We start from the raw sequence: 12195 nt of genomic DNA on the forward strand, positions 1-12195 counted from the left end.
ATCTATGATCCTAATGTATACGGCAGGAATATTAACAACTTTATCTTTATTACAGGGGGTAAATGCAGAACGGTTTTTTAGATGAACAAGAAGTAAAGTACTAGGCTGTAAGATAGTACTTTCGATTGTCTTCTAATAAATATACACTCCTGCGAAATTTATTTTAAGGAAGTTGAGATGCTAAGGTTTAAAGATAGTTGGAACTTTATAATGTTGGGGTTGGTATGTTTACTAGCAACAGGGCTTGCTCAAGGACAGATCAATAGTATTAAGCCAAAGGTTCACATTGTTCAAACTCCCGATTGGATAGTTCCGCAAGATGTTGACTTATTAAATGTTAAAGGTTTAAGAGCACCGAGCCATTATTATTTAATTGATTCTCAAGTTAAAACTACAGAGTCTCAACAAGCTTATACACGTTATGTTTTTTCGTTGACAGATCCTTCAGCAATTGCTTCTCAGTCAAATATTCGGATTCGTTTTAGTCCTGCTTATCAAACATTGAATATCCATGAAATAAAAGTAATAAGAGATAATAGGAATATTTACACTTTAAAATCGAAGGATATTCAAGTTATTAATGTAGAAAACCAACAGAAGCAAAATATTTATTCAGGAGATGTTGAGGCTTTAATATTACTTGATAACATAAGAGAAGGTGATGTTGTTGATTACAGTTTTACAATAATAGGTAAGAACCCAATATTGGGTGATAAATTCTCTTGGTTTGCTTCATTAGCCAGTAATATTGCAGTGGATTTAATACATGTAAATGTAGATATGCCAATTGATAGAGTTTTGCAATTTGAGATAAAAGGTGTCGAGGCAGAAATTATAAAGGATTCAACATCAGATCGTCGACGCTACCAAATATCACAGTTTAATACACCAGCGGTGGTAGAAGAAGATAGTTTACCTGATTGGTATGATCCTTATCCAAGTATTCAATTTTCAGAGTACGAATCTTGGGAGCAAGTATCTAATTGGGCCAACGACTTATTTGATGTTAAAGGTGATTTTTCAGAAGATTTACAGCAGTTTATCACAGAACTAAAGGCTTTAGAGGTTGATGAGGCTATCAATAAAGCGATACATTTTTCTCAGGATAAAGTGAGGTATTTAGGTTTAGAGTTTGGCTTAAACTCACATAAACCACATGCACCAAATGATGTTTTTGATAAGAGGTATGGTGACTGTAAAGATAAAACTCTATTATTAGTGACTTTGCTAAAACAAATAGGAGTCAAAGCTTACCCTGCTCTCGTTTCAAGCACTTCAAAGGGGCATGTATCTGATTATTTACCTACTCACGCGGTCTTTGACCATGTTATTGTTCAAATAGAATATAAAAATAAAGTTTATTGGATTGATCCTACAATTACGCATCAAAGTGATTATTTAGAAAGTAAATTTCAACCTAACTACGGTGAGGCTTTACTGCTTAATCATCAAGCTGGCGGTATAACATTATTTAAAGATCGGGTGGGATCTGAAAGTGAAATCTCTATAACAGAAAACTTAATTGCACCTGATTATTTTTCTGCAGTACAATGGAAAATCAAAACTGTAGCTAAAGGCAATAAAGCCGATAATTTACGTTATCGTATAAAAGTTCACGGAAAACAAAAGCTAGTAAATCAATATCTTAATTATTACGCAAAAGTTTATCCAGACATTGAACAGCTTGATGGAATGATATTTGAAGACGATAAGGTAAATAATGTGATAACGCTATTTGAATCATACTTACTTCCTGAATTTTGGGCTCTAAATAAAAATAACCAAGCTGAGTTTACTTTATTTGCGGATAACTCAAATCAATATGTGGTGCTACCTCATATGATAAAAAGAAAGCAGCCACTTTATGTTTATGGGCCAATCTCATCCAAGCATAAAGTAACATTGCAATTACCAGAACATGTAAATTTTAATGTCGAAGATTTGTCAAGCAAGCATGAAGATGAATATATTTATTTTTCGTCTACTTTGTCTTATGACAATAGGAAGTTGACCGTGGAAAATATTTATCGTAGTAAAAATGATACGGTCCATGTTTCAGATGTGCCTCAACATATTAGCTTATTGAAAAAAATAAGTAATAAGATGAGCTATTCAAATGGTATATCTAATGTAACTCAAGATCCTGGCTATAAGTCTATGAAAAATCTAATGACTACATTAAAAACATATCAATCAGCGAAAATTATAAAGCAAGGACTTTAAAGTGAAACTATTTATTAAACTAACTTTATTAGTTATGTGTTTTTATTTGCAAGCATGTGTCACAACTAAAGAAGTGCCATTATCGAGTGTTAGCGATTCGTTTAGTAAAAAAGATCCAAAATTAACGATATTTAAATTTAATCAATTATTAGAAAAGGCGTTAAATGAACAAGATACTGAATTTTTAAAACAGCAATTAAATATTAAGGCGATTAATAAAAAAATTCATTTAAAGCATCCTTATTTATTAAATACACAAAATAAAGCTTATAAATTAAGTAATACATTAGCGACTAATTATTTGAGTGCATTAATGGGGGTTTCTAATTTATTTACTTGGCAATATTTATTTTCAACAACTGATATTGATGGTGATTATATTGCACATTATCGTTTGAATAGTGATGAAGGGTATAATTACCTTGATATATATTTAACACACGATGATTTTAAAATAGTGGACCAGCATTCTTTAAGTTTTGAGTATTCGGCTATTGATTTTGTTTACCAAATATCAGAGTTAATGCTAAATACTGCAAGAGATAAAGAGTTACAACACGAAGTTAAATCTTTAAAAGAGTTATTTAGTGCGATAAAAAAAGGCGATTTTGATACTTTTCAATCTATTTATAAAGAATTAGATAGCAGTCTAAAAAAAGAACTTGTTATAGGTGAATTTCTATTGCGAATGATGGGTAAGCTGCCAGCAATACAAGCTCAGTTATTTTGGCCTGAAGTGGTTAAGTTTTATGAAAAAATTAATAAAGACTCTTTGTCATTCGAAGGTCATTATTTTGAGAAAAAAAATTACATGAAAGCAATAAAATCAATTTTCACCTTACCCGAGCATGCTTTGCAAGATAGTAAAATGCAAAGTGAGTTGGCTCTGTTGTATGCATATGAAAAGTCTTTTGAGCGTTCATATGCTGCTGCTACTAATGCAATAATAGCAGAACCTTATAATACTGAAGCTTTTATAGTTCTATTACAAGTCAGTTTTATATCAAAAAACTATGCTATTAGTTTAGATGTAATTGATGTTTTAAATGCTAAGTTTAATTTCAAAATGACAGAAGAAGAAATTAAAACGTTAGAGGAGGCTAGCGGATTTTTAACTTCAGAAGTGTATGCTACTTGGCTTAGTAATCAAGTTTCTAGCTAGCTATAGTTGTTTGAATTAAATAGTGGTTACCCATGTAAGAGGTAGCTACTATTTTAACTGTCTGAAAACTATAACTGTTTTCTAAATTCTCTCGGCGATATACCTATTAGCTTTTTGAAATACCGGCCCATGTGGCTTTGATTTGAAAAGCCCACTTTTAGTGAAATGTCAGCTAAATTTAAACGTGAGTGGGCAAGTTCATATTTTACGTGATCAATTCTGACTGATGTTAAATACTCTTGTGGTGTTTGTGCCATGCTTTCCTTGAACATTCTACAAAAATGAAACTCGCTCAACTGCGCTAGATCAGCAAGTTCGGATAAGTAAATTTGTCTTTGATAGTTTGCATGCATAAAATCACAAATAAGATCACATATTTTTGGTGATAGACCTCCTTTTAAGGGAGATTTAATTTTTGTATTACTCATGTTTTGTAACATAGAGATTAAAATAGTATCTGTGACTTGTTCTATTGCAAGCTGAGAGTCAGATGTGTGCCAATTAGCTGTTGCCATATTGTGGCGAAATAAAGCTTCTAACCCTAAATCTTGAGTAAAAGTGAGTTCAGGTAATTGAATTGTTCTGGGGTCTATATCAAATACTCTTAATGCTAAACGTTTTATATAGGTATCATCAAAATATAAATGCATGAACTGTTGCGTTTCACCTACCTGCCATTCACTCTCACACCCTTTAGGCATTAAGCAAAATCGACCAGGAGCTCCTTTATTTGCATTTATGTCGGTTCTAAAAGTGCCATGCCCACCAGATAAATACATGCTTAAAGTATGTTGTTTATTATTTTCATAAGTGAGGTGTTCATGTTCATTTTGGTAATGAGCCCACGTTAACCCCTGTGTTAAAGATTTATGTCTTACACAGGTTTTTTTTGATAGCTCAAAGCTGATAGGTTTTTTAATAAATTTGCTCATGAAATAAGCCTAACGTTTAAGTATTAGTCACTCAAGGTTTAGCATCATAATAACCGCAATATCGTGTTAATTTTCAAAATATAATGACAGAAATGAAATATATATTGATTGATAATAAATTTTTAGCATTTTGATAAGTGAGAATCTAATGTCGGCGATATTATATGCTTTGATGATTTTTGTTTGGGGGTTTTCTTGGATTGCCATAAAGTGGCAACAAGGTAATGTACCAATGGAAGTCTCTATTTTATATCGATTTTCTTTGGCTGTCGTAGTGATGTTTGTTATTGGGAAGCTATTTAATAAATTACAGCGAGTACATAAAGCAGACCAAAAATTTTTTGCATTACAAGGTTTGTGTTTATTTTGTTGTAATTTTTTATTCTTTTATAGCTCTACAGCTTATATTGCCAGTGGTTTAACCGCAGTTGTAATGGCAACAGCACCTATATTTAATGCGATACATGGTCGAATTTTTTATGGAACTCCACCTAATAACAATTTTTGGTTAGGTGTCATTATTGGATTAATGGGGATTTGCAGTTTATTTGCAGGAGACTTATTGCAAACCAATTGGTCGAAAGAAGTTTTGCTAGGCTTGTTTTATGCTTTAGCGGGTACCTGGTGTTTTTCTATTGGCAATATGATCAGCATACGCAATACTAAAAATAATGTGCAACCTTTTACTGCGACAAGTTATGCCATGTTATATGGCTGTGCCGCTTTATTTATGATCATTTTATTTAAAGATTTGAATTTTGAAATTATGTTGGAGCTACGTTATTTAGCGAGCCTTGCATATTTGGCGGTTCCAGCCACTGTGATAGGATTTACAGTATACTTATTATTGGTTGATAGAATAGGTGCCAATAATGCTGCATATCTATTAGTGATCACACCTATTGTGGCATTAGTTGTTTCTAGCATATTTGAAAATTACCAATGGACGATATTTTCAACCTTAGGTTTATTGTGTGTTGTATTAGGTAATGTGATCACTCAAATTAAAAAGCCTTTATTATCTTATATCGTTAAGCCTCATGAGTTTGGTTTTAAGCTAAGTAAATAAAAAATGCATATTATTAAAAATTCAAAACTAATTTGTCCACAATGTGGTTTAAAGTGTTATTAGAAATGCCAAGAAATTATTGTCAGTGGTTTTATGAATGCAGGGCTTTTAAAAACGACTAAAACCGCTAGAAGATGATTGTTGTGTATTTTGCTTTTATGGCTCAGTGCCTTGCCCACCGACCCAAGCAGGTCAGCCTTGTTGTGGTCGTAAATGAAGTACTTTAATAAGATTGAATGTATATCAAAATATGAGCTACATTCAATCTTTATATTAATTTAAGCCTCTAACGCTTTTTTAATGATTAAATCTAAATACGCTTTGTGTGCTTTAGTTGCCTCATCAGCCCCCCAAGAGGTATCTTGTTGAGTGATAGTATGTAACTGATAAAGCGCCGAGGTTTTAGCTAAATTATCATACTTGGACTTTTTCCCTATACCTGCAATTTTTATTAATCTTTGCACATATTCAATTTGCAAATTTTGACTCATTGAATTTACGACTTTTCATCTATAAAAATAGCAGCAGTTAAATCTTTCATATAAGTTGTTAAATCATATTCATTACCATATAAGCTAGTATCCGAAATACGTTGTAATACATTGGCATGTAATAATTGATTTAATACTGATACTTGCACATTTAATACCATTTTATGTGCTTTCGGGTCTTCATTTTTACCATAATGGCTAAAGCCACGGCGTTGATGTTGTAAATGAGTATAAAGCGGTTTTATTGCTGCTAATGTATCTGGCGCAAAAACATATTGAGCTAATGCGTCCATTGCAGCTTTTTGTGTGGCTTTTGGTACTGGTGTATAGGGTTGTATTTTAGTTTGCCTATTAGCAGAGTTGTTATTAATAAAATGTCGTTCAACATAAACCCCGCCAATTTGACGGGAGATTATTTCTGCTTGCCTTTTATATTGGCCGTATAAAACATTCGTTGAAATTAATAATTGTTGGTATGAATTTCCATCAGTCAATGATTTTTGTTTTAACTCATCAAAAGTATGGTTTATAAGAGCCATACGATCTGTCGCATAAGCTACTGGGTTTGATGACATATCTCCGATCATAACTCTAGGATCAATATGAAGACCTGGGGACGCATATCATCGGCATCATTACCAAATGCTAAGCCTTTGTCTGCTGAATGAGATAATATTTTATTAAGTCTTTGCTGTTCTGCTATTTTATCCGTTAAAGCAGTTGAATAACCGTATTCAATCGCCCATAAGTCATAAGGACCGGATTTTACCTGAAAATAATCGCCTTGTGTTATGCCTATCGGTGCGATATTAGCGGGTGTATAATCCATTACTGAGCCTGTTAATATACCTTTTGTGAGTGATTTTTTGTGAACGTCTTTTTCGTCCCATAAAATAGAGGCTTTCATATTATGGTTCAGCCCTAAGGTATGGCCTACCTCATGTAAAATTAACATGCGTAGCCCTTCATCTAATAAAGCTTTTTCTTGAATTGATGAACCACTTGCTAGGGTTTTCCCTAAAATCAACCCTTGTTGTAATGCGTGACCTGCACTGCAGTTAAGGCCTTCAATTTTAGTTGTAATATCAGTTAAGCTGGTGGCACCTTGACTATATAGTTTGTCGTAAACCCAACGGTTTTTCATAAATACGAATTACAACATTATGTCGGCACCCATAATCTCACCTGTAAGTGGGTTGGCTAATGAGGGGCCATAACCGCCAAATGGTGGTTTAGGTGATGAGGTCCAACGTAAAACATTATAATTAATGTCGCCAGCATCCCATTTTGCATCATCAGGCTGTACTTTAACTTGCATTGCATTTTTAAAACCGGCTTTTTCAAATGCACTATTCCAACTTAAAACTGCTTCTTTGATCGTATTGCGCCATTCATATGGTGTGGTATTTTCTATCCACCAAACGATAGGTTTGATTGGCTCAGATAATGTTGCCGAAGCGTCTTTCTTTTTTAGATCCCAGCGATTGATCACATCTTGATAGGGAGCCCATTCACTTGAAGTCATTTGGTCATATTGCTGGGTAAAATAGCCTATACGAGCGTCATCAAGGCGAGGTTTAAAATCGTTTTTTGGTAAGGTAACAAATGAATGTTGTATTTTTATAGATACTGAACGCGGATCTGTCACTGCACTAGAACCATAAATACTTGGATTTGCATTATTAAAGACATAATCAACTACGATATCTACATTATTGTCATAACTACGCTTATTTACGATACGTGATTTTTTGTCGTTTAACTTTCCTAGCTTAAATCGTTTTTTTGCTTTTTTTATCGTCAACTCGTGCCCAGGGAGATACCTTGTGTAGCGCTTCACTTAAAAATAATTTATCAATTTTAAGTGCAAATTGTCCTTTTTCTTCTTTCTCTATTTTAATACTGGCTAAAACTGCCTCACTAATGTTGGCATCTTGCGCTTTGCTGATTGGACTATTTTGATCAAATTTATGTATGGGAGTTTTACTTATGATATCTATGCGGTCAAAGTGGCGTCTAAATTCAATTATTTTAGTTTCTCTGTATGCGCCTTTAAAATGGCCCGCATCTGTAATACCGTTGACTGTATGGGCAAAATATAAAATAGGAGAATTGAGCTGACTCTCATTGAGTAACATTAAAGTTTTGCCTGTTTTTTTATCTTGATAAAAGTTTAAAAGCCCTTTGGTTTCAATTTTATTAGCTAATAATTCCGTGAGTGTTTTATCTTTTTTCTTTTTTTTGTCTTTGTCTGCGGCGTAAGCAGAACAATTTCCAGCAATTGCAAATATTAGGGCCAGAGAAATACGTGAGAATTTCATTGGTAACTTCCTTTATTAAATTATTTTATATCACTGATAGAAATTACACTTTTTACTTTCTTGCCACAAAAGGCAAACGTAAGTAAATGTGAATAATCTAGTATGAAGGTCTAATAATAAGTAAAATGAACAAAAATTTTATGAACGTAACTGAGCAATGCAGGCAAATTCTTTAGTTGTACTTGATTTTGAAACTACAGGTTTATCTCCAAATATGGGAGATAGGGCGATAGAAATTGGTGCGGTAAAAATTAAAAATGGTGAAATAACGGAATCTTTTTCCCAATTGATGGATCCGGGGTTTCGTATTACTGGCTTTATTGAAGACTATACGGGAATAAGTAATCACATGCTTAAGGGGATGCCTTCATGCGCTCAAGTGATGGGGGAATTTTCAGACTTTATTGGCGATTCAAATTTGGTGGCTCATAATGCTTCCTTTGATAAACGTTTTTTAGATGCAGAGTTGGCATTATTATCAAAAAGTTATTCTGGGCAATTTGCCTGCTCTATGCTGATGGCGCGAAGAATTTACCAAAATGCGCCCACTCATAAGTTGGGAGATTTAATACGTTATAAAAATATTCCTTCTGATGGTGGTTTTCACCGTGCTTTATATGATTCTCAAATGACAGTTAAACTTTGGTTAACTATGCTAGAAGATATAAAACAAGATTATGGTCTAAAGGATATATCATTTTCATTAGTGAAGAAATTGATAAAAACACCTAAAAAATCAGTTCATGAGTTTCTTAACAATCAGAAATAAAAAAGGGCTTAAACTTAAGCCCTTTTCCTATCAAATCACGGATTAATTATTCTTCGTCTTGTTCTTGATCTTCTTCAGCTGCTAGGCGAGCAGCTAAACGTTTTGCTTTATATTCTTCTTCTTTTTCTGCTGCTTTAGCTTCAAGTTCATTTCTTACAACACGTTTATCTGCTTTACGTTTATTACGCTCTTGTAAATTTTGTAAAAAGACTTCTAATTGTTCTTTGCCCCATTGCTGGGCAGCTTCTTGAGATTCAAAACCCTTTTTACGTTTAGAAACGCTTGTTTTTCTAGCTGAAACACGACGTGTTATTTCTGCATGCCATTTCTCACCGTCTTGAATAACTTTGTAATCAAATTTCTTTTCTTGTGCCATGAGCTTTATTTCCTAAATTCTGTGTATTGAATGAATATCTAATTTTTAAGGTGATAATACAAAATTGATTATGTGTAATTATCTAATACGTCTTATTCTGAAAGAGCGACCTTTCAATTTCCCTTCTGATAATTTTGCAAGTGCTGGCTTAGACGCATCTTTATGTACGGCAACATAAGCCCAGTTATCAAACATATTTATTTTGCCAACTTGTTTACCTGCAATGCCATTTTTACCTGTTAATGCACCTAAAATATCACCAGGGCGAACTTTTTGCTTTTTACCGCCATCAATTTGCAATGTCACCATATCAGGCTTGTAACCTGGTTTTTCTAATATGCTAAATGGAGGTAATACTGAAATATCGAACTCTTTTTCCATATATTCAGATACTTTTTCAAAGCGATGCATTTCAGTTTCAATGAATATAGAATGAGCGGTGCCTTTTTTGCCTGCTCTGCCTGTACGTCCAATTCGGTGTACATGTACTTCTGGGTCACGGACAACTTCAAAGTTGATCACCATATCAAGTGAATCTACATCTAAACCGCGAGCTGCAACATCAGTTGCGACTAAAATACAGACACTTTTATTGGTGAAGCGTACTAAAGTTTGATCTCTATCTCTTTGCTCTAAATCACCATTTAATGCTAGTGCACTTAAACCAAAGTTATTGAGCTCATCAGATACTCTTTGTGTTTCAAGTTTTGTATTACAAAATACAACACAGCTTTCGGGACGATGCTTTAAAAGCAATAAGCGAAGTGCGACTAAGCGTTGTTTATTATTCTCAACTTTATAAAAATATTGACGAATATTCGTATTGTTATCGGAAGAGGCCACTTTGACCATCACAGGATCAACCATAATATGTTCAGAAACAGTTTTGATTGAATCAGGGAAGGTTGCACTAAATAACAATGTTTGACGGTTACTTGGCGTTGCATCTGTTATGGCATCAATAGCAGATTGAAAACCCATTTCTAACATACGATCAGCTTCATCAAGTACCAGAGTTGTTACATTATCTAAGTTAAGTGTACCGCGATATAAATGATCTTCAATTCTACCTGGTGTGCCTACTATTATATGTGCACCATGTTCTAAAGAGCCAACTTGAGGTCCAAATGGCATACCACCGCAAATTGTTAAGACTTTAATGTTGTGGATACTACGTGCCAGTTTACGAATTTCTTTTGCAACTTGATCTGCTAATTCTCGGGTTGGACATAATACTAAAGATTGAATGCGAAATTGTTTTACTTTTAACTTTTCTAATATACCTAAACCAAAAGCGGCTGTTTTCCCTGAGCCTGTTTTTCCTTGTGCTATTACATCTTTACCCGCTAAAACATGGGGCAGACTTTCGGCTTGGATTTGCGTCATATTGTTATAACCCAGAGAAGTTAGGTTCTCAATAAGGGCAGGTTGTAACTTGACGGATGTAAAGGTGGTTTGACTCAAGGTGCTTTTCCTATAATTGATCTTTTTCAATCGTTATATAATAGACCTTGAGCACAAAGCTGTACTTTTAGGCCATTTCGACCCTATATAATATCAGATTTATTGCTTTATGCTTTGACTAAGTTTGTTCTATTATTAAATAATACTTTATATAGTTGAAAAATAGCTTATTTCATTAAGCATCACAGAGAGTCATTCATGAAAAAACCACAAAGAGATATCACATTAAGATTTTTAGCCGAGCCGCAAGATGTTAATTTTGGAGGTAAAGTGCATGGTGGCGCTGTAATGAAATGGATTGATTTAGCGGCTTATGCATGTTCAGCTGGATGGAGTGGTCGTTATTGTGTTACTGCTTATGCTGGTGGAATTCGTTTTGTTGCTCCTATACATGTTGGTAGTTTAGTTGAGGTTGAGGCAAAAGTGATTTATACCGGTACATCATCTATGCATATTGCATTAGAAGTAACAGCATGCGATCCAAAGTCACTTAATAGACGTATAACAACACATTGTATTGTTATTATGGTTGCAGTAGATGAAACAGGGCAAAAGATTGAGATACCAAAGTGGGTCCCTGAAACAGATGCTGATATCAAGCAGCATGATACTGCTGTGCGCTTAATGGAAATGCGTAAACAAATAGGTGAAGAAATGGAAATTTTTGTAAAATAAACATTAGTTGTTAACTCAATTTAAATAAAAACTACTTATTACTGGTTTTAGCCAATGAAACGTCTGATTTTAGGGCGTTTCGTTGGTTATATGAGCAAACAATTTGTTTTTTCAATTTTTATCAAAAAAACACTTGCGCTAAAACGAGATCTCTCTATACTGCGCCTCCACCGACACAGACGGCAAGCAACATTCTTAAAGGGATGTAGCAAGTTAGCTAGGTTGGTAGAGTTGATTAAAACTTGAAATGAAAACTTTTCAAAAAGAATTTAAATTAAGTCTTGACTCAAAATAATCACGGTGTATTATGCACACCCCAAGCGAAACGGCGCTAGCCAAAAAGCTTGAAACGTTCTTTAAAAATTTAAGTAATCATCTGTGTGGGCACTCTTGCAGATTGAGTTCTAAGTTACCTTCTTAACTTCGGTTTAGACGGTAACAAAAAATTAGAGTCTCATTTGTAATTATGTTTTACATTTTAACTTTTTCGAAAGTTTCAATGGAGTGACTACACAGTCATATGCGACGTTATTTATTATGTCGAAACGCAAACGTTTCAACTATCCAATAAATAATATCAAAAACAGAATTCATTGAGCTGAATACTTACTTGTTAAGTTATTCAAAAAACACTTTTAATTGAAGAGTTTGATCATGGCTCAGATTGAACGCTGGCGGCAGGCCTAACACATGCAAGTCGAGCGGTAACAGAG

At 33.9% G+C, this 12195-nt stretch carries 8 protein-coding genes, 1 rRNA gene and 2 pseudogenes; 7 read left to right on the plus strand and 4 right to left on the minus strand.

Going from position 1 to position 12195, the window contains the following annotated elements; all coding sequences use genetic code 11:
* The first annotated feature begins 177 nt into the window (after positions 1-177).
* Complete coding sequence (locus BM088_RS18245; RefSeq protein WP_091987938.1) at positions 178-2223, plus strand: DUF3857 domain-containing protein; 2046 nt, start codon at positions 178-180, stop codon at positions 2221-2223.
* Between the two features lies 1 nt (position 2224).
* Entirely contained in the window at positions 2225-3385 is a 1161-nt protein-coding gene (locus tag BM088_RS18250; protein WP_091987942.1) for a hypothetical protein, read from the plus strand.
* Positions 3386-3453: 68 nt separating this feature from the next.
* Here the strand turns inward: BM088_RS18250 and BM088_RS18255 are convergent, their stop codons facing one another.
* Positions 3454-4317 (minus strand): helix-turn-helix transcriptional regulator, encoded by an 864-nt coding sequence (locus BM088_RS18255; protein WP_091987946.1) that lies wholly within the window; start codon positions 4315-4317, stop codon positions 3454-3456.
* Positions 4318-4465: 148 nt separating this feature from the next.
* Between BM088_RS18255 and BM088_RS18260 the strand changes: the two genes are divergently transcribed.
* The gene (locus tag BM088_RS18260; RefSeq protein WP_091987950.1) at positions 4466-5386 is read left to right on the plus strand and encodes a DMT family transporter; all 921 of its coding nucleotides are present in this window, start codon (positions 4466-4468) and stop codon (positions 5384-5386) included.
* A 148-nt stretch (positions 5387-5534) separates the two neighbouring features.
* Positions 5535-5603: pseudogene (locus BM088_RS28020) on the plus strand (GDCCVxC domain-containing (seleno)protein); the annotation flags it as partial.
* 61 nt (positions 5604-5664) lie between these two features.
* Here the strand turns inward: BM088_RS28020 and BM088_RS18265 are convergent.
* A pseudogene (locus BM088_RS18265) lies at positions 5665-8198 on the minus strand (zinc-dependent metalloprotease).
* Between the two features lie 157 nt (positions 8199-8355).
* Here BM088_RS18265 and BM088_RS18270 point away from each other — a divergent pair.
* Positions 8356-8967: a 3'-5' exonuclease gene (locus BM088_RS18270; protein WP_091987953.1), complete on the plus strand. Its 612-nt coding sequence runs from the start codon at positions 8356-8358 to the stop codon at positions 8965-8967.
* Positions 8968-9013: 46 nt separating this feature from the next.
* On the opposite strand, the gene BM088_RS18275 is transcribed toward BM088_RS18270, so the two are convergent.
* Both BM088_RS18275 and dbpA read right to left on the minus strand, forming a co-directional pair.
* A complete protein-coding gene (locus tag BM088_RS18275) occupies positions 9014-9343 on the minus strand; it encodes a DUF3622 domain-containing protein (protein WP_091987957.1) in 330 nt (109 codons plus the stop codon).
* A 78-nt stretch (positions 9344-9421) separates the two neighbouring features.
* A complete protein-coding gene (gene dbpA / locus BM088_RS18280) occupies positions 9422-10807 on the minus strand; it encodes an ATP-dependent RNA helicase DbpA (RefSeq protein ID WP_091987960.1) in 1386 nt (461 codons plus the stop codon).
* Positions 10808-11005: 198 nt separating this feature from the next.
* Here dbpA and BM088_RS18285 point away from each other — a divergent pair, with 198 nt between their 5' ends.
* Together BM088_RS18285 and BM088_RS18290 are read left to right on the plus strand one after the other, a co-directional pair.
* A complete protein-coding gene (locus tag BM088_RS18285; protein WP_091987964.1) occupies positions 11006-11482 on the plus strand; it encodes an acyl-CoA thioesterase in 477 nt (158 codons plus the stop codon).
* Positions 11483-12118: 636 nt separating this feature from the next.
* Positions 12119-12195, plus strand: a 16S ribosomal RNA gene (locus BM088_RS18290); the annotation flags it as partial.

The organism is Pseudoalteromonas denitrificans DSM 6059, assembly GCF_900112265.1.
Classification (GTDB): domain Bacteria; phylum Pseudomonadota; class Gammaproteobacteria; order Enterobacterales; family Alteromonadaceae; genus Pseudoalteromonas; species Pseudoalteromonas denitrificans.